Consider the following 17,261-nt stretch of genomic DNA (forward strand, 5'->3'; position numbering starts at 1 on the left):
CCCTGCACTGCACCATACCCAAAACCGGCCCCGATGCCAGAGCGAATTGCCCCCTTTTGCAGGCGGTGCTAGCGATGGGCGCATGGGACAAGGGGAACAGGCGCCTCAGGGCGGTTCATCGAAGGCGGGATGGGTCTTGCTGGGGGCAGCGCTGCTGCTGGCGGCGGGCTCGATTGGGTTCAACATCTACCAGGGCGCGGGCGGGGCGGACGAGCCCGCGGCGGCGACCGGCGGCGAGGGCTCGATCGAGGCGCTGCGCGCTGCGGCCGAGGCCTCCACCGACGATGCCGGCCCCTGGGGCGACCTCGCCTTCGCCTATTTCAATCAGGGCAAATATGACGAGGCCGCCGCCGCCTATCGCCGCGCGGTCGCCATCGCGCCCGACGAGGCGGTGCTGTGGTCGGCGCTGGGCGAGACGCTGGTGCTGGCGAGCAAGCGCGACCCGCTGCCGCCCGAAGCCCTGCAGGCCTTCGAAAAGGCACTGGCGCTCGATCCCGAGGATCCGCGCGGGCGCTATTTCCTCGCCGCCAAGAAGGACCTCGACAAGGATCACGAGGGCGCGATCACCGCGTGGCTCGATCTGCTCGCCGATTCGCCGCAAGGCGCGCCGTGGGAAGCCGATCTGGTGCGTACCATCGAGCAGGTCGGGCAGATCAACAAGATCGACGTCGCCGCCCGCATCGCCAAGGCGCAAAGCGAGCGCAAGCCCGCGCTGATCGCCCCGGGTTCGGGCGCGGTGGCGGGCGATCAGGCCTCGTCCAATCTGCGCGGGCCCACGGCCGCCGACGTCGCCGCGGCCGGTGCGATGAAGCCGAGCGAGCAGCGGACCATGGCCGAGGGCATGGTCGAACAGCTCGAGGCGCGGCTGGCGATGGAGCCCAAGAACGTCGATGGCTGGGTGATGCTGATGCGCAGCCGCATGACCTTGGGCGAGCCGGCCAAGGCCAAGGCGGCGCTCGATGCGGCGGTGAAAGCCAACCCGGCCAGTGCGGCGCAGCTGCGGGAAGCGGCGGCGCAGCTCGGTGTGCAGTAGTGCGCCGACCTGCTCCGTCATCGCGCGGACAAGAAAAATTCTAAATCAGGCAATTATCTTATCCTAGGTTAGAGAGCGCTTCCTGTCTCCCTCGCATTGGCTCCGCGCCCAATTTTGGGCGTAGGAAAGGGTTGATATGAAGAAGTTTTTTGCCGCGGGGGCGCTCGCTGTGGCCTTGGTTTCTGCGCCGGCTGCCGCGCAGGATGAAGGCACTGCCGGGGGCAAATTCGTTGCCGGCGCGATCCTCGGTATCGACAGCGTCAACGTCGAACTCGACGATGCACTCTCCGATGCCGAGGAGGACATTCTGGTCGGTGTGACCGTCGGCTATGACTACGAGACCGCCTCGGGCGTGGTTTTCGGCATCGAAGGCGAATTTTCGGACTCGAGCGTCGGCGCGTCTGCCACTGACGTTTTCGTCGCTGACGACCGCCTGTCGATCAACGCCGGTCGCGACTTCTACGCGGGTGTCCGTCTGGGCTTCCGTCCGGGGAAAAACGGTCTTCTCTATGTGAAGGGCGGCTACACCAACGCCTCGATCGAAGGGGAATATGACGACGGCACCGGCGAAATCGCCGACGAACAGGCCTTTGACGGCTTCCGCGTCGGCATCGGCGGCGAAATCGACCTCGGCAGCAATTACGGGATCCGCGTCGAATACCGCTATTCCGACTATGGCAGCATCGAAGCGCTCGGTGTCGACACCGGCCTCGATATCAGCCGCAACCAGGGCGTCATCACGCTGCTCGGCAAGTTCTGAGCCGCGGAACTAAACTACGCGACCGGGTCGGGGACAGGCCTCGACCCGGTCCGCTCGGCGCTTGATCGCCACGGTATACGTTAGGTTCGGCGGCACCTGCGCGAGCAGGCAGCGGCTCCAGAGGTTAGATGACCGGCTGACGCGCCGGATCGTGGGCCTCGATCCGGCGGAACACCGCCGAAGTGATGGCGATCGCCAGCGCGGTCAGGGCTAGCCCTGCGACCACATCGATCCAGTAGTGCCAGCGGGTCGCGACCGCCTCGAACACGATGAATACGAACAGCGGCAGATAGGCCACTCCCAGCCAGCGTGCGTGCTTCCACGCGAAGTAGAGGAACACCGCTGACGAGGCGACATGCAGCGAGGGCATGGCAGCCACGGCGGCGAACAGGAAGGTGCTCCCCTCGCTCGCGATCCACCCGCGCCCCCCGGCGGCGAGCGCGAGATAGCCGCCATGCATGTGCTGCTGGCGCGCGGTCTCCAGCGCATTGACGCCGGGCTCGTAGAGGAAGGGGCCCACCGCCGGCATCACCAGATAGGCAAGCGCGCCCAGCACATGCACCAGCATCGCGGCGAAGATGACCTTGCGGAAGATGATGAAGGCCTGCATCGAATGGACGATGATGCTGCCGGCGAACATCGCCAGGAAGGCGAACAGATAGAGATGCTCGCCCGCGGGCATCACGCTGTCGGCCAGATGGTGCACCCCGAAGGCCAGATCGACCAGCGGCCGGACCATCTGGTCGGTCTGCCAGTAGAGCCCGTCCCACAGGCGCGGGTTGACGAGGCTCATCCACAGCTTGATGTTGAAATGGGTGACGAGGATCACCCCATAGGCGAAGGCGGCCGCGGCGTAGTAGACCAGCCGCATCGTCTGCTTGGCCAGCACCAGACCGGCACCCAGCAAGGCGATCAGCGACAGCGGCACGCCGTAGCTCATCCCCGTGAAATCCAGCGACTGGCCCGAGGGCAGCGACACCGGAAGATCGAGCGCGGCGGCGATCAGTGCGCCGATTGCCGCGAAGCAAAGCGCGAGTATCAGCTCCGGAAAAGGCACGAAGTAGATCAGCCTCGCGCGGCGCGACACCGTGAGCGATTGTCTGTCCTCGACGGCAATCGGCGTGAATTGGTTCATGCGCTTGGCAAATGTCTTTTTGCAAGGGGCAGGCGTTGCGCAGGAACAGTGCAGCCGTTCCTCCGTGACTAGGGCATGGCGGAAAAATGACAAAATGCCAGAGGAAACCAACCTGCCATAACGAAAACGGGGCCCGGCAAGCCGGACCCCGCATCGTTTCGCACCCGTTCCGCTCTCCCAAGGGCGAGCGGGTCAGACCGTCTCAGACCACCCCGAAGGCCAGCATCGCGTCGGCGACCTTCTTGAAGCCCGCGATATTCGCGCCCTTCACGTAGTCGATATAGCCGCCGCCCTGGTCGCCGTACTTGATGCAGGAATTGTGGATGCCCGACATGATGTCCTTGAGCATCTGCTGCAATTCCTCCTCCTTCCACGACCGGCGTTCGGAGTTCTGGCTCATCTCGAGGCCCGAGACCGCCACGCCGCCCGCATTCGAGGCCTTGCCCGGCGCGTAGAGGATCTTGTGGTGCTTGAAGGTGTGCACCCCGTCGAGATCGGTCGGCATGTTCGCGCCTTCGGAGACCGCGCGGCAGCCGTTGGCGACCAGCGTCTTGGCATCCTCGCCGAGCAATTCGTTCTGCGTCGCGCAGGGGAGCGCGACGTCGCAGGGCACGCCCCACGGAGTCTTGCCGGCATGGAAGGTCGCGCCCGGGAAGGCCTCGACATATTCCTCGATCCGGCCGCGGCGGTGGGTCTTGTGGGTCTTCACCCAGTCGATCTTGTCCTGCGTGATGCCGTCGGGGTCATGGATGAAGCCGCCGCTGTCGGACAGCGTGAGCACCTTGCCGCCGAGCTGGACGATCTTTTCTGCCGCATGGGTGGCGACGTTGCCCGAGCCGGAGATGACGGCGGTCTTGCCGGTCAGATCCTCGCCCTTGGTCGCCAGCATGTTGGCGAGGAAATAGACCGCGCCGTAGCCGGTCGCCTCGGTGCGGATCAGCGAGCCGCCCCATTCGAGCCCCTTGCCGGTCAGCACGCCGGTGAAGTTGTTGGTGATGCGCTTGTACTGGCCGAACATGAAGCCGATCTCGCGCCCGCCCACGCCGATGTCGCCCGCCGGCACGTCGATGTCGGCGCCGATGTGGCGGTAGAGCTCGGTCATGAAGGACTGGCAGAAGCGCATGATCTCGCGCACGCTCTTGCCCTTGGGATTGAAGTTGGAGCCGCCCTTGCCGCCTCCCATGGGGAGGCCGGTCAGCGCGTTCTTGAAGGTCTGCTCGAAGGCGAGGAACTTCAGCACCGATTCGGTCACGCTCGGGTGGAAGCGAATCCCCCCCTTGTAGGGCCCGATCGCGTTGTTGTTCTGGACGCGCCAGCCGCGCTGGACGCGGATGTTGCCGGCATCGTCCTCCCAGCACACGCGGAAGGAGACCACACGGTCCGGCTCGGCGATGCGGCGCAGGATCTGCTGGGAGTGATACTCCTCCTTATCCTGCATGAATTCAAAGATGTCCTCGGCCACTTCCTGGACCGCCTGGACGAATTCCGGCTGATAGGGATTGCGCTTCTTGACGCCCTCCATGAAGCCGTTGAGGTCGACGTGATCGGTAACTGCCATGATGTATTCCCCCCCTGATGCCTGACTATATGCGCCCCTGATGCACCTCGCTTGTCGATTTGCGGCAGAAACATTGCCTCAAATAATGGCACTTCCAAGGCAGAGGCTGGGGGAGGGACGTCGAGCGGTCAGATCGCCGAGGAGAATGTGCGCGGCGCGGCGGCGCGGTAGGCGTCGAACAGCGCGGCGATGACGCGGGCATAGGGCAGGCCCGCCGGGGCAATGGCAAGATGCGTGCCGCGCAGCTGGGCGAGGCCCTCGTCGGTGAAGGGAGCGAGGCGGGCCGAGACCCCGGCGAGCAGATCCTCGGGGATGGTCGCCGCGCCATTGCACAAGAGCGCCTCGATCACCGCCCCGCGGCGCTGGTCCTCGGCCGAGCGGACGATGCCGTGCCCGGCCGAAAGGCGCCCCGCCTCGCTCAGCTGGCGATAGGTCGCGGTGTGCTTCTCGTTCTGGGCGAGGAGGCCGGGGAAGCCATGGATCGCGCTCGCGCCGAGGCCGATCAGCACTTTGGACGGATCGTCGGTGAAGCCCTGGAAGTTGCGCCGCAGTCGGCCGGTCTCGACCGCGCGCGCCATCGGGTCGTGGGGGAGGGCAAAGTGGTCGAAGCCGATCGCGCGGTAGCCGCCCGCGGTGAGGATCCGGTGCGCCTCGCTCGCCATGGTGAAGCGCGCCGCCGCGCCGGGGAGGTCGCCCTCGCGGATCATCGTCTGGCGCGGGACGAGGTGCGGGACATGGGCATAGCCGAACACCGCAACCCGGTCTGCGCCGAGCTTGCGGGTCATCTCGAGGCTGTCCTCTAGGTCGGCCTCGCTCTGGTGGGGGAGGCCGTACATCAGGTCGAAGTTCAAGGAGGTGACGCCGCCCTTCCTCAGCCAGTCGGTGCTGCGGCAGATCATGGTCAGCGATTGCTCGCGCCCGATCGCCTTCTGGCAGTGCGCGGCGAAGGTCTGCACGCCCATGCTCGCCCGCGTGACCCCGACGCTGGCGAGCACCCCGCTCCATTCGGCGGTGAGGCTGCGCGGGTCGAGCTCGATCGACCATTCGGGGGCGAACAGCGGCAGGTGGGCGTGGAGCGCATCGACGAGGCCGAGAAACTCGCCGGTCAGGATCGCGTTGGGGCTGCCCCCGCCGAAAGCGATGCGCCGCACCCGCGCGCCCTGCGGGAGCAGGCTGCCGACAGTCGCGATTTCCTGATGCAGCGCGGCCAGATAGGCCTCCACCCGCGCGCGCTTGCCCGAGACCGCAGTGTTGCAGCCGCAGTAGAAGCAGATCTTCTCGCAGAAGGGGATGTGGAGATAGAGCGAGATGTCCCCGCTCGCCCCCGCGACCGCGCGCTCGATGGTGCCGGGCGCGAGCGGTCCGAAGTCCGCGGCGGTCGGGTAGCTGGTGTAGCGCGGCACGGGGGTCGCGAGCAGCTCAGGAATGTATGTCCACATGAGGCTCTTAAAGCGCGCGCCACGCACCCCGTCTTTGCGCGAGATCAATTTGCCCGTTTGGGATGTTTTGCCTCGTCTTTTTCCCGGCAGGTGCCCGCGTGGCAGCCCTTGGGGTGGCAGTCGCCCTTTTGTGCCGGCTTACCGTCATCGAGCGGAATGGTGATCGTGCCGCCGTTGCAAAGGTGCATGGTGAGCGTCTTGCCCGGCTCGGCAGGCAGCGGCCCGATCATCACCGGCACCAGCGCCGCGAGGGCGAGGGGGAGGAGGTTCACGGGGCGTCCTCCTCATCGATCAGGATGCGGTGGGCAGCGCCCTCCATGTCGTCATACTGCCCGGCGCGCATCGACCACAGGAAGGCGCAAAGGCCGAGCAGGCCCATGCCGAGCGCGATGGGGATGAGAAGCGCGAGGCCAGTCATTTCGCGGCTCCGGCGAGACGCAGCGAGTTGGCGATCACCACCAGCGAGGACACCGACATGGCGATCGCGGCGACCAGCGGCGTCACCTGCCCGGTCAGCGCGAGCGGAACCGCGAGCGCGTTGTAGAGAATCGAAAAACCGAAATTTTGCCGCACCACCGTCATGGTCCGGCGCGCGACCCTGACCGCGAGCGCGACCGGCATCAGCGCCTCGCCAATGAACACCGCGTCGGCGGCCTGCTGGCTGGCGTCGGACGCGGTGCCGGGCGCGATCGAGGCGTGGGCGGCAGCAAGCGCAGGGCCGTCGTTGAGGCCGTCGCCGACCATCAGCGGGCGATGTCCGGCGGCCTTCAGCGCCTCGAGCGCGGCGAGCTTGGTGCGGGGGTCGGCTTCGGCCTCAGCGGGGATCCCTAGCGCGGCGGCGATGGCAGCGACGGGTGCGGCGCGGTCACCCGAAAGAATGCGCGCGGGCAGGCCCTCGGCGGCGAGCGCTTTAAGTGCCGCGGCAGCATCGGGGCGCAGGGGATCACTGAAGAGGATAGTCTGGCGGGTGTCACCGATGCGCAGGGTGGTGGCGAGGGAGCCCTCGGCTGCGCCTTCGGGCTTTTCCAGTGCCACGGCCAGACCCTGCCAGCGCCCGGCGAGGCCGCTGCCGCCGGTCTCGCTGATCTCGTCGACCCGTGCAGGGGGCACCCCCTCGCGCAGCAGCGCGGCGGCAAGCCCGCGGCTCAGCGGATGGCGGCTCGATTGGGCGAGGCCGAGCGCGACGGCGCGCGCCTCGGCGTCGAGCTTGCTCACGTCGGCCTGCGGGGTGCCGAGGGTCAGCGTGCCGGTCTTGTCGAGCACGGCGAGGTCGCATTCGGCGAGGCGCTCGAGGGCGCTGCCGTCCTTGACCAGCAGGCCCCGCCGCATCAGCGCGCCGCTCGCCACGACCTGCGCTGCGGGAACCGCGAGGCCCATCGCGCAGGGGCAGGTGATGATGAGGACGGCAATCGCGATGGTGAGCGACGCGTGCCAGCCCGCGCCCGCGATCATCCACCCGGCAAAGGCGAGCAGCGCCAGCGTGTGGACCACCGGGGCGTAGAGCCGCGAGGCACGGTCGGCGATCCGCACATAGGCCGAGCGCGATTGCCCCGCCTCGTCCATCGCCCGCGCGATCTCGGCGAGCGCGGTGTCCTCGGCGACGTGGGTTAGTCGCACCTTGAGCGCCGCGCCCATGTTGATCGCGCCCGCGTGCACCACCGATCCGGGCGCGACGGGTTCGGGCGCGCTCTCGCCGGTGAGCATGGCATTGTCGAGCGCGCTCGTGCCCTCTGTGACCTCGCCGTCCGCCGCGAGCGCCTCCCCGGCGGCGACCAGCACCAGCATGCCGGGGGCGAGGTCCTTGGCCGCCACGCGCCGCGTGGTCCCGTCAAGGGCGATGACGCTGGCGCTCTTGCCCATCCGCCCGAGCAGCGCGCCGATCCCGGCGCGGGTCCGGTCACGCATCGCCGAATCGAGCGCGCGTCCGGCGAGGAGGAAGAACAGCAGCATGACGGCGCTGTCGAAGAAAGCGTGTTCGCCGCCGGTGACGGTCTCGTAGAGCGACATCACGGTCGCAAGGATCACGCCGATGGAGATCGGCACGTCCATGTTGGTGCGCCGGTGCCTGAGCGCCATCCACGCGCTCGCGAAAAACGGCCGCCCGGAATAGGCGACCACCGGCAGGGCGATGGCGGCCGAAAGCCAGTGGAACAGCCCCCGCGTCGCCCCTTCCGCGCCCGACCAGACGCTGACCGAGAGCAGCATGATGTTCATCATCCCGAACCCGGCGACCCCGAGCGCGCGGGTCAGGCGCCCGCGTTCGGCGTCGTCGCTGGCGAGCGGATTGTCCGCCACGGGCTGGGATTCGAACCCCAGCGCGAGCAGCGCCGCTGCGAGCGCCCCCTCGTCCATAACCGGATCATGGCTGATCGCGACCCGCTTGGCCGAGAGGTTCGCGCGGGCGGCGGCGATGCCGGGGGTCTTGGCGAGCTCGCGCTCGATCTTGCCGATGCACCCGGCGCATTTCATGCCGGGGACGGTCAGCCTTGTGGTGACGAGGGGGCGCTCGGCTGCGCCTTCGCGAAAGGCGAGGGGGAGAGCGGGCGCGTTCACCGCAGTTCGGCCTCCCCGGCCCAGGCTTCGCTTCCGGCGCGGATCGCGAGGCGCACCTGCCAGCGGCCGGGGACGAGGGTCTGGTTCGACACCCAGCTGCCCTTGCCGGTGGGCGCGAAGGTCAAGGGCGTGTCGGCGCGCAGGCCCAGCGGATGCTCCGCCGTTCCGGTGATGCGCGCGCCCGCGGGCACGGCGAGGGTCTCGACCACCACGCGGCCATCGGCGCGGCGATGCGGGACTGCCTGCCAGCCCAAGGCTTTCGAAGCTGCCGCCTGCTTGAGCCAGCCGTTGTAGTTCTGGCTGGCGACATAGGAATTGTCGACCACGGTGCCGTGGAAGCTCCCGACCGCGACGCTCGCCATAGCCAAGTTCACCGCGATGACGATGGCAAAGGCGCCGACGAAGATCGCGGCCATGTGCCTGCCGGTGAAGTTCTTGCGGGCTTGGGCCATCAGTCGTCCTCCGGCATGGCAAAGGTGGTTTGCGCGCTGTCGCTCTCGTCCTGCGCGGTGAGGCGGAAGGTGAAGGGGAGGCCGTCATCCTCATCATCGGCTTCCACGTCCGGCGGCAGCATCACGTAGACGCGCAGCACCTTGGTGGCGTTGGCATCGACGGTGACGGTCTGGCTCTGCGCAGCGTTCTCGAGGCTCACCGCGTCGGTCCACATCACCGCGCCCTTCGGCAGGCCTTCGAGCGCCACCACCATATCGCGCGGGCGGGCCTCCATGTTCCTGAGACGCAGCGTGTAGGCGTTCCGGACCGAGCCGTCCTTCAGCAGCATGAAAGGCGGATTGCGGTCGGGCGCGACGGTGAGGTCGGTGTGGGTGCGGGTGCCGAGGGCGAACAGCAGCCCCGCACCTATCGCCGCCCAGACGCCGAAATAGACGAACACCCGCGGCCGCAGCAACGCCTTCCACGCGGGGCGAGCGGGAGCACCTGCGCGTTCGGCGTCGCACTGTTCGAGCGTCGCGTAGTCGATCAGGCCGCGCGCCCGGCCGGTCTCCTTCATCACCCGGTCGCAGGCGTCGATGCAGAGGCCACAGGTGATGCAGCCGATCTGCTGGCCCTCGCGGATGTCGACGCCCGTCGGGCACACCGCGACGCACAGCTGGCAATCGATGCAATCTCCGTAAGCGTCAGGGTTCTTCGCCGCCTTCTTGAGGCTGCCGCGCTGTTCGCCGCGCCAGTCCTTGTAGGTGACGATCAGGCTCTTCTCGTCGAGCATCGCGGTCTGGATGCGCGGCCAGGGGCACATGTAGATGCACACCTGCTCGCGCATGAAGCCGCCGAGCCAGAAGGTCGTGCCGGTCAGCACCGCGACCGTGGCATAGGCGACCGGGTTCGCGGTGCCGTGCCAGAAATCCCAAGTGAGCGTCGGCGCGTCGGCGAAGTACATGATCCACGCGCCGCCGGTCCAGAAGGCGATAGCGAGATAGACCGCCCACTTGGCGAGGCGGCGGGTAGTCTTCGAAACACCCCACGGCGCCTTGTCGAGCCGGGCGCGGGCGTTGCGGTCGCCGTCGAAAAAGCGGTCGACGTGCTGGAACAGGTCGGTCCACACGGTCTGCGGGCAGGCATAGCCGCACCACGCGCGGCCCACCGCGCTGGTCACGAGGAACAGGCCGATGCCCGCCATGATGAGGAGGCCCGCGACAAAGTAGAACTCGTGCGGCCAGATCTCGATGTCGAACATGTAGAAGCGGCGGTTGGCGAGATCGACCAGCACCGCCTGATCGGGGGCATAGGGCCCGCGGTCCCAGCGGATCCACGGGGTGGCGTAGTAGATCGTCAGGGTGATCGCCATGATCGCCCATTTGAAGCGCCGGAAGGGACCGTCGATGCGCTTGTTGTGGACCGTTCGCCCGGCCTCGTAGAGCGCCGAGCCCATGAAGCCCGCGCTTTCCTCGGGAGCGGGCGCGGGAGCCTTGGCCCCCTCGGCCGCGAGCGCCCCGGCCCAGTCGCGCTTGGGCTGTTGCGCTTGGGGCGCGGGGCGGTCGAGTTCGTCGGCTTGCGCCATTGTCCGGTGTCCTACTTGGCGGCGATCTGCGGCGCTTGGGTCGCGGGGGCAGCGGGTGCAGGGTCCTGCCCGCCGCCGCGCGAATGCACGTATGCTGCGAGCATCTTGATCGTCACCGGATCGAGGCGCCCTTGCCAGGCCGGCATCACGCCGTGGCGGGGGGCGAGGATCTGCTTGCCGATATCGGCCGCGCTGCCGCCATAGAGCCAGATCGCGTCGTTGAGCGCCGGGCCGCCCATGGCGGGAAGGCCTTCGCCGCCCGAACCGTGGCAGGCCGCGCAATTGTCGGCGAACATCTGCGCGCCGGTGGCGTTGGGCTTGGCTTTGCCGGAGAGTGACAACACGTGCCCCGTGAGCGCGCTCACCTGCCCCGCGTCAAAGCTGCCCTGGAAGGCGGGCATGAAGTTGCTCCGCGTCTCGGCCGCCGCATCCCAGCGGATGCCGTGGGTGAGGGTGTATTCGATCTGGGTCAGCGTGCCGCCCCACAGCCAGTCGTCGTCATTGAGGTTGGGATACCCCGGCGATCCCGCCGCGCCCGCGCCATGGCACTGGACGCAGTTGACCTTGAACGCCGCCGCTCCGCCCGCGACCGCGGCCTGCATCAGCTGCGGATCGGAGGGGAGCTGCTCGATCGGGGTCGCGGCGATCTTCGCCACCACCCCGGCGCGCGCGGCATCGGCGGCGCGCATCTCGGCGGCGAGATCGCCCCGGCTCGACCAGCCCAATGTGCCTGCCGTCGCCCGGTCGATCATCGGCCAGGCGGGGTAGAGCACCACGTAGACGATCGCGAAGATGATCGTCGCGTAGAAGGTGTAGAGCCACCAGCGGGGGAGCGGCGTGTTGAGCTCCTCGATCCCGTCCCATTCGTGGCCGACGAATTCGGTGCCGGTGGGCTCATCGATGCGCTTATTGGTCATCGTTCTCGTCCTTGAAAATCGAGTGCTTGGCATCGGCCACGAAGCGCCGCGCGCCCGGGCGGAAGTGCCACAGGCACAGGGTCAGATAGAGCGCGCAGATCGCGGCAAGGCCGTAGCTGTCGGCGAAGTGGCGCAAGAGCGTGTAGAGGGTCATCGGCCCCCCTCCGCCTTGGTCAGCTCTTCCTGTGCGGCGGCAGAGTTCACGTCGACCAGCGTGCCGAGCATCTGGAGATAGGCGACCAGCGCATCCATTTCGGTCACGCGCGCCGGATCGCCGTCGAAGTCGCGGATCTGCGCCTTGGGGTAGCGCTTGGCGAGATCGCCGGCGTCGGCGTTGGGATCGGCCTGGGCCTTCAGATCCGCGTCCGCCTTGGCGAGGTCGGCATCGGTGTAGGGCACGCCCACATGCCGTAACGCAGTGAGGTTGGCGGCCACATCGGGCACCTTGAGTTCGTTCTCGGCAAGGAAGGCGTAGCTCGGCATGATGCTCTCGGGCACCACTTCGCGCGGCGCCTTGAGGTGCTGGACGTGCCAGGCATCCGAATACTTGCCCCCGACCCGCGCGAGGTCAGGCCCGGTGCGCTTCGAGCCCCACTGGAAGGGGTGATCGTACATCGATTCCGCGGCGAGGCTGTAGTGCCCGTAGCGCTCGACCTCGTCGCGGAAAGGCCGGATCATCTGGCTGTGACAGACGTAGCAGCCCTCGCGGATATAGATGTCGCGGCCCGCCTGCTCCAAGGGCGTGTAGGGGCGCATCCCCTCAACCTTCTCGATCGTGTTGTCGATCCAGAAGAGCGGCGCGATCTCGACGATCCCGCCGATCGCCACCACGCCGAGCGTGAGCGCGGCGAGCAGGGTGACGTTGCGTTCGAGCTTCTTGTGGCCCTCGAAGGCTCCGGTGTGTGCGGTGTTGCTCATGGTGTCAGGCTCCCTGTCTGACGATCATTCGGCCGGTTCGGCGGTAAGGGGCGGCAGCGGCCGGTCGGCGGCCTCGTCGTGCGCGGTCTCGCCCATCGGGGCTTCGACCCGCAGCTTGCCCGCGATGGTCATGGCGATGTTGAAGGCCATGATGAGCGCGCCGGTGAGGTACATGAGGCCGCCGCCCATGCGCAGGACATACATCGGGTGGAGCGCCGCGACCGTGTCGACGAAGCTGTTCACGAGGTAGCCGTCCGCGCCGTATTCCCGCCACATCAGCCCCTGGGTGATCCCGGCCACCCACATGCTCGCGGCGTAGAAGACGATGCCGAGCGTCGCGAGCCAGAAGTGCCAGTTGATCATCCGCAGCGAATAGAGCCGCTCGCGGTTCCACAGGCGGGGCGTCAGGTAATAGACGCAGGCGAAGGTGATCATCCCGTTCCACCCGAGCGCGCCGGAATGGACGTGGCCGATGGTCCAGTCGGTGTAGTGGCTCAGAGAGTTTACCGCCTTGATCGACAACATCGGCCCTTCGAAGGTGCTCATCCCGTAGAAGGCGAGCGCGAGAACCATCATGCGGATGATCGGATCGGTGCGCACCTTGTCCCACGCGCCGTTCAGCGTCATCAGCCCGTTGATCATCCCGCCCCACGACGGCATCCACAGCATCACCGAGAACACCATCCCCAGCGTCTGCGCCCAGTCGGGCAGGGCGGTGTAGTGGAGGTGGTGCGGGCCCGCCCAGATGTAGAGGAAGATCAGCGACCAGAAGTGGATGATCGACAGCCGGTAGGAATAGACCGGCCGCCCGGCCTGCTTGGGGACGAAGTAGTACATCATCGCCAGGAAGCCCGCGGTGAGGAAGAAGCCCACCGCGTTGTGGCCGTACCACCACTGGGTCAGCGCATCCTGCACGCCTGCAAAGGCGCTGTAGCTCTTGGCACCCAGCAGCGAGACGGGCATCGCGAGGTTGTTGACCAGATGCAGCATCGCCACGGTCAGGATGAAGGCGAGGTAGAACCAGTTCGCCACATAGATGTGCGGCTCGCGGCGGTTCAGGATCGTCGCGACGAAGACCGCGAGATAGGCGACCCACACGATGGTCAGCCACAGGTCGACATACCATTCGGGCTCGGCATATTCCTTGCCCTGGCTGATGCCCAGCAGGTAGCCGGTCGCGGCGAGCACGATGAACAGCTGGTAGCCCCAGAACACGAAGCGCGCGAGGCCGGGCAGCGCCAGCGTGGTGCGGCATGTGCGCTGGACGACGTAGAAGCTCGTCGCCAGCAGCGCATTGCCGCCGAAAGCGAAGATCACCGCGCTGGTGTGCAGCGGGCGCAAACGGCCGAAGTTGAGGTAGGGCTCGATGTTGAGCTCGGGGAAGGCCATCTGCGCGGCGATGAACACGCCCGCGAGCAGCCCCGCGATGCCCCAGAACATCGTCGCGATCACGCCCCAGCGGATCGGGTCGTCGTCATAGCGCGATGGCCCCGGGGGCATGCGGAAGATGCCCTGCACGCGCGCCATCGGGTCGTAGCTGGTGGCCGTGGCGACAACCAGGATCACGGCGACGAGGCCGACGATCCCCATATGGATCGCGAAACCGCTATCGGGGGTGAGCGCAATGGCGGCGATGCTGGCCATGAGGACGCACGCCCACACGCCCAGCCGCTTAACGACTGTTTCCATGTTGATTTATCCCTTCCGTCGGCAGGTTGTCTAACCCGCCCCCGCAATCCTTGTGTTTGACCGAAATCAAAAATGGTTCAGTTTTTCGGGTCTCCGCAGCGCCCCGCGATCCGCGCGAGCGCGGCGACATCGGTGAGCGCGACTTTCGAACGGCCCTCGGTCTCGACCAGCCCGGCCTCGCGCAGCTCGGTGAGCTGGCGGCTGACGGTCTCGATCGTGAGGCCGAGCGAATCGCCGATGTCGCGGCGGCTCATCGGCAGCGCGAAGGCGCAGGTGCCGGTGGAGCAATCCGCGAGGCGCTCGGCCATCGAAACGAGGAAATCGGCGATCCGCGCGGCGGCCGACTTGTGCCCCATCTGCATCATCCGCGTGCGCGAGCGGTGGAGCGCCTGGAGCGAGCGGGTCAGCACCGACCGCAGCACCGCGGGATCGCCCTGCGCCGAATCGAGAAAGGCGTCCGAGGGAAAGATCACCAGCTCGCACGGGGTGAGCGCGACAAGGCGGAAATCGCCGTCCTTCTGGCGCAGCACCGAGACGAGATCGCCTGCGAAGTGGAAGGCGAGCACCTGTCCGCCGGGCATGGCGCTCGCCTGAGCCGCGTTCTGTGCGGCAGTCCCGCGCGCAACCAGCTTGGCCGCGCCGCTCGCGAGCCACACCAGCCGGTCGGTCTCGGGATCGGGCGCAAGCTCCTGCCCGCGCGCCAGCTGCGCCGCCTCACCGAGCGCGCAGAGCGCATCGGCCACGCGGCCCTCGCCCGTTCCGTCCGGCAAGGCGGCTCGGAAAGCGGCAAGCCCGTGGGCGGGCGGCGGGGGGCTCAATGTCGCCATGATGGATGCCGCAATGGGCTTTCGAACAGCAATGGTCTTTGATTCCGATCAATGAGGCGCGCGCAATCCTCGGGCTATCCGGCGCTCACAGGCAGCAACCATCCTGGGCCGCGGAGGGCGGCCACTGCTGCCGGTGAGGACATGAAAATGAAGACTATTCTGATGCTTGGCGGCGCCGCGCTGGCGCTCGCCACGACGCCTGCCATGGCGCAGGACGGCGAAACCGACCGTGCGGGCGACATCCAGTTCAAGGTGCTCGGCACCTACGTGGCGCCCGACGGGGCGATCACCGACATCAACGTCAACGTGCCGGGCCTGCCTGCGACTCTGCAGACGAAGGCCAACGACAACATCACCCCGACCGTGGCGATCGAATGGTTCGTGACCAACAATATCTCGATCGAGACCATCGCCGGGATCACCCAGCACGATGTCGACACCGTCGCCGGGCTCCCGGCCGGGGCGGAGCTGGTCTCGGACGCCAAGCTGATCCCCGCGACCGTGACCGCGAAGTACCACTTCGATCTCGGCGGCGTGAAGCCCTATGTGGGAGCGGGTCCGGCGCTGTTCCTGTGGGTGGGCGACGATCCGGGCGCGGCGACCCTGCCGTTGGGCGTGACCGAGACCAACCTCTCGAACGAGTTGGGCCTCGCGCTGCAAGCCGGGATCGACGTGCCGATCGGCGACAAGGGCTTCGGTCTCAGCCTCGACGTGAAGCGCTACTTCATCGACACCACCGCGCGCTGGTTCGTGGGCAACACCCTGGCGATCGAGACCGAGCACAAGCTCGATCCGTGGCTGATCAGCGCGGGTGTGAGCTACCGCTTCTGAGCCCGAAGGGTCGCGGCGAAAGCCCCGTCAGCCGGAACACGGCTGGCGGGGCCTTTTGCTAGGGGGCAGGAACGATGTGCAAAGACCATAATGGCAATGTTTCACGTGAAACATTGCCATTATGGTTATAACGCAGTGAAGGCGTCAGAAGTTGTACTGGGTCGAAAACTGCACCCTTTGCAGATTGCCGCTGCGCCCGTCCTCGAGCGTGCGGCTCGCATACATCACCTCCACCCCGACATTGAGCGGGCCGACGGGGTTCCAGATCAGGTTGGCAAAGGCGTTCCAGCTCTCGTCTGTGACCTGACTGGTTGTGAGGCGCACGGGGTTGTCGGCCTTGAAATAGGCCCCCCCTAGGTTCGAGCGCCACCGATCCGACCAGACATGGCGGTAGGCGGCAAAGCCCGAATAGGTGAAGATCGGGTCGAGCGTCCCGTCCATCCGGATCGCGGCATCGTTGACGATGTTGAGGCCGATATAGCGCCCCAGCCCGTCGCCCGCGGTCGCCATGAACCGCAGATCGTCCTTCTTGCCGACCTTGAGCTTGCCCGACAGGCTGATGCCATAGCCCCAGGCGGCATCGTCGACGCCCATCAGGTCGTCGGTCGAGACGTGCAGCTGGCGTACGATTCCGGCGGCGGTGAAGGTGCCCCAGTCGCCGCTCCAGTTGTAGCGGCCGATGATGTCGGGAACCTGGTCGTCGCCCGGCGTCACCTGCGCGCCGTTCTGCGCGGTGACCACGGTCTCGGGCTGCTCGAGCGCGATCTGCAAGCGGCCCCTGGTGTAGCGGATCAGTGGCTGGCGATCGAACACCGTGCCCGGCGTCACCCCGATGAAATCGAGCGAATCCGGCAGCGCGGTCACGTTCTGGAACGTCGACCAGCCCTGCCCGAAGGTCCAGTTGTCGTAATTGATCAGCGCATGGCGAATGCGCGGGGTGAAGCTGTTGGTGACCCTTTCGTTGCCGCCGTCGGTGACGTTGAAGTCGAGCTCGATCAAGCTGGAAAGCTTGTGATCGGTGCCGACGTCGGTCTCGGTCTTGAACAGGAAGCGCGTCTGGCGGGCCGAGAAATCGGTGTCGAACCCGCTCGCCCGGCCGCCGACGGGGATCGAGGAGGGGAACAGGAAGTCGCGCAAAATCGAATTGCCCGCCAGCTGCCCGCCGCTGGTGCGCTGGCTGACCGCGTCGAGCTTGACGTAGCCGCCATAGGTGACGCGGGTCTTGCCCATCTTGAAGCCCTCGCCTTGCGGGATCGCGAAGTCGATGAGCTTGTCGGACATCTCCGCCTGTTTCGTCGCGAGGGTGCGGGTGGTCGCCTCGGTCGCGTCGGCCTCGGCGCGCAGTGCCTGCTGCTCGGCCCGGATTGCCCCGGTCTCGGCCCGCACGGCGGCGATCGCCTGGGCCTGCTCGGCCTTGGCGCCCGCCTCGGCATCGAGCCGCGTGATCAGCCCCTCGACCATCCGCTCGAGCCGGTCGAGCCGCTCTTCGACACTCTGCGCTTGCGCCAGCGCGGGGCTTGCGACGAGCATGCTCGCCCCCAGCAGCGCTGCCCGGAAGGCCCGGGCCACTCCCGAATTCACCAT

At 67.3% G+C, this 17,261-nt stretch carries 17 protein-coding genes; 3 read left to right on the top strand and 14 right to left on the bottom strand.

The genetic code is table 11. The features are described 5' to 3' along the window. Positions 1 to 136 precede the first annotated feature (136 nt). Complete coding sequence (locus PFX90_RS07090; protein WP_336426486.1) at positions 137 to 1,033, top strand: tetratricopeptide repeat protein; 897 nt, start codon at positions 137 to 139, stop codon at positions 1,031 to 1,033. A gap of 136 nt (positions 1,034 to 1,169) precedes the next feature. Continuing rightward, positions 1,170 to 1,793, top strand: coding sequence for an outer membrane protein (locus PFX90_RS07095; RefSeq protein ID WP_285711679.1), 624 nt, complete (start codon positions 1,170 to 1,172; stop codon positions 1,791 to 1,793). A 124-nt stretch (positions 1,794 to 1,917) separates the two neighbouring features. On the opposite strand, the gene PFX90_RS07100 is transcribed toward PFX90_RS07095, so the two are convergent. From PFX90_RS07100 to PFX90_RS07160, 13 genes are all read right to left on the bottom strand, one after another. Next, positions 1,918 to 2,928, bottom strand: a complete 1,011-nt coding sequence (locus PFX90_RS07100; protein ID WP_285711680.1) for a phosphatase PAP2 family protein — start codon at positions 2,926 to 2,928, stop codon at positions 1,918 to 1,920. A 202-nt stretch (positions 2,929 to 3,130) separates the two neighbouring features. After that, the gene (gene gdhA, locus PFX90_RS07105; RefSeq protein ID WP_285711681.1) at positions 3,131 to 4,486 is read right to left on the bottom strand and encodes an NADP-specific glutamate dehydrogenase; all 1,356 of its coding nucleotides are present in this window, start codon (positions 4,484 to 4,486) and stop codon (positions 3,131 to 3,133) included. Between the two features lie 128 nt (positions 4,487 to 4,614). Beyond that, a complete protein-coding gene (locus tag PFX90_RS07110; protein ID WP_285711682.1) occupies positions 4,615 to 5,925 on the bottom strand; it encodes a radical SAM protein in 1,311 nt (436 codons plus the stop codon). Positions 5,926 to 5,969: 44 nt separating this feature from the next. Continuing rightward, the gene (locus tag PFX90_RS07115; RefSeq protein WP_285711683.1) at positions 5,970 to 6,197 is read right to left on the bottom strand and encodes a hypothetical protein; all 228 of its coding nucleotides are present in this window, start codon (positions 6,195 to 6,197) and stop codon (positions 5,970 to 5,972) included. After that, positions 6,194 to 6,343, bottom strand: coding sequence for a cbb3-type cytochrome oxidase assembly protein CcoS (ccoS, locus tag PFX90_RS07120; RefSeq protein WP_285711684.1), 150 nt, complete (start codon positions 6,341 to 6,343; stop codon positions 6,194 to 6,196). The genes PFX90_RS07115 and ccoS overlap by 4 nt, the downstream gene beginning before the upstream one ends. Then, positions 6,340 to 8,478: a heavy metal translocating P-type ATPase gene (locus PFX90_RS07125; protein ID WP_285711685.1), complete on the bottom strand. Its 2,139-nt coding sequence runs from the start codon at positions 8,476 to 8,478 to the stop codon at positions 6,340 to 6,342. Before PFX90_RS07125 ends, ccoS begins: the two co-directional genes overlap by 4 nt. Next, positions 8,475 to 8,930, bottom strand: coding sequence for a FixH family protein (locus tag PFX90_RS07130; RefSeq protein ID WP_285711686.1), 456 nt, complete (start codon positions 8,928 to 8,930; stop codon positions 8,475 to 8,477). Before PFX90_RS07130 ends, PFX90_RS07125 begins: the two co-directional genes overlap by 4 nt. Continuing rightward, a complete protein-coding gene (gene ccoG, locus PFX90_RS07135) occupies positions 8,930 to 10,366 on the bottom strand; it encodes a cytochrome c oxidase accessory protein CcoG (RefSeq protein WP_285712049.1) in 1,437 nt (478 codons plus the stop codon). The genes PFX90_RS07130 and ccoG overlap by 1 nt, the downstream gene beginning before the upstream one ends. Before the next feature lie 140 nt (positions 10,367 to 10,506). Then, positions 10,507 to 11,412, bottom strand: coding sequence for a cytochrome-c oxidase, cbb3-type subunit III (ccoP, locus tag PFX90_RS07140; RefSeq protein ID WP_285711687.1), 906 nt, complete (start codon positions 11,410 to 11,412; stop codon positions 10,507 to 10,509). Next, complete coding sequence (locus PFX90_RS07145; protein ID WP_285711688.1) at positions 11,402 to 11,566, bottom strand: cbb3-type cytochrome c oxidase subunit 3; 165 nt, start codon at positions 11,564 to 11,566, stop codon at positions 11,402 to 11,404. The genes ccoP and PFX90_RS07145 overlap by 11 nt, the downstream gene beginning before the upstream one ends. Beyond that, positions 11,563 to 12,330, bottom strand: a complete 768-nt coding sequence (gene ccoO / locus PFX90_RS07150) for a cytochrome-c oxidase, cbb3-type subunit II (RefSeq protein ID WP_285711689.1) — start codon at positions 12,328 to 12,330, stop codon at positions 11,563 to 11,565. The genes PFX90_RS07145 and ccoO overlap by 4 nt, the downstream gene beginning before the upstream one ends. A gap of 24 nt (positions 12,331 to 12,354) precedes the next feature. Further along, on the bottom strand, positions 12,355 to 14,019 hold the full coding sequence (gene ccoN / locus PFX90_RS07155; RefSeq protein ID WP_285711690.1) for a cytochrome-c oxidase, cbb3-type subunit I: 1,665 nt from the start codon (positions 14,017 to 14,019) through the stop codon (positions 12,355 to 12,357). A 77-nt stretch (positions 14,020 to 14,096) separates the two neighbouring features. Next, entirely contained in the window at positions 14,097 to 14,846 is a 750-nt protein-coding gene (locus tag PFX90_RS07160) for a Crp/Fnr family transcriptional regulator (RefSeq protein WP_285711691.1), read from the bottom strand. 147 nt (positions 14,847 to 14,993) lie between these two features. On the opposite strand from PFX90_RS07160, the gene PFX90_RS07165 reads away from it, so the two are divergent. After that, positions 14,994 to 15,677, top strand: a complete 684-nt coding sequence (locus PFX90_RS07165; protein ID WP_285711692.1) for an OmpW/AlkL family protein — start codon at positions 14,994 to 14,996, stop codon at positions 15,675 to 15,677. Between the two features lie 144 nt (positions 15,678 to 15,821). On the opposite strand, the gene PFX90_RS07170 is transcribed toward PFX90_RS07165, so the two are convergent. Continuing rightward, the gene (locus PFX90_RS07170) at positions 15,822 to 17,246 is read right to left on the bottom strand and encodes a DcaP family trimeric outer membrane transporter (RefSeq protein ID WP_285711693.1); all 1,425 of its coding nucleotides are present in this window, start codon (positions 17,244 to 17,246) and stop codon (positions 15,822 to 15,824) included. Between the last annotated feature and the right edge of the window lie 15 nt (positions 17,247 to 17,261).

Origin of the sequence: Erythrobacter oryzae, from assembly GCF_030271515.1 — a bacterium.
GTDB lineage: Bacteria > Pseudomonadota > Alphaproteobacteria > Sphingomonadales > Sphingomonadaceae > Erythrobacter > Erythrobacter oryzae.

What these genes read in the sequence shown, in the direction of transcription:
- PFX90_RS07095 (WP_285711679.1), top strand. Translation starts at nt 1,170, where the DNA reads ATGAAGAAGTTTTTTGCCGCGGGGGCGCTCGCTGTGGCCTTGGTTTCT.
- PFX90_RS07100 (WP_285711680.1), bottom strand. Translation starts at nt 2,928, where the DNA reads ATGAACCAATTCACGCCGATTGCCGTCGAGGACAGACAATCGCTCACG.
- gdhA (WP_285711681.1), bottom strand. Translation starts at nt 4,486, where the DNA reads ATGGCAGTTACCGATCACGTCGACCTCAACGGCTTCATGGAGGGCGTC.
- PFX90_RS07110 (WP_285711682.1), bottom strand. Translation starts at nt 5,925, where the DNA reads ATGTGGACATACATTCCTGAGCTGCTCGCGACCCCCGTGCCGCGCTAC.
- ccoS (WP_285711684.1), bottom strand. Translation starts at nt 6,343, where the DNA reads ATGACTGGCCTCGCGCTTCTCATCCCCATCGCGCTCGGCATGGGCCTG.
- PFX90_RS07130 (WP_285711686.1), bottom strand. Translation starts at nt 8,930, where the DNA reads ATGGCCCAAGCCCGCAAGAACTTCACCGGCAGGCACATGGCCGCGATC.
- ccoG (WP_285712049.1), bottom strand. Translation starts at nt 10,366, where the DNA reads ATGGGCTCGGCGCTCTACGAGGCCGGGCGAACGGTCCACAACAAGCGC.
- ccoP (WP_285711687.1), bottom strand. Translation starts at nt 11,412, where the DNA reads ATGACCAATAAGCGCATCGATGAGCCCACCGGCACCGAATTCGTCGGC.
- PFX90_RS07145 (WP_285711688.1), bottom strand. Translation starts at nt 11,566, where the DNA reads ATGACCCTCTACACGCTCTTGCGCCACTTCGCCGACAGCTACGGCCTT.
- ccoO (WP_285711689.1), bottom strand. Translation starts at nt 12,330, where the DNA reads ATGAGCAACACCGCACACACCGGAGCCTTCGAGGGCCACAAGAAGCTC.
- ccoN (WP_285711690.1), bottom strand. Translation starts at nt 14,019, where the DNA reads ATGGAAACAGTCGTTAAGCGGCTGGGCGTGTGGGCGTGCGTCCTCATG.
- PFX90_RS07160 (WP_285711691.1), bottom strand. Translation starts at nt 14,846, where the DNA reads ATGGCGACATTGAGCCCCCCGCCGCCCGCCCACGGGCTTGCCGCTTTC.
- PFX90_RS07165 (WP_285711692.1), top strand. Translation starts at nt 14,994, where the DNA reads ATGAAGACTATTCTGATGCTTGGCGGCGCCGCGCTGGCGCTCGCCACG.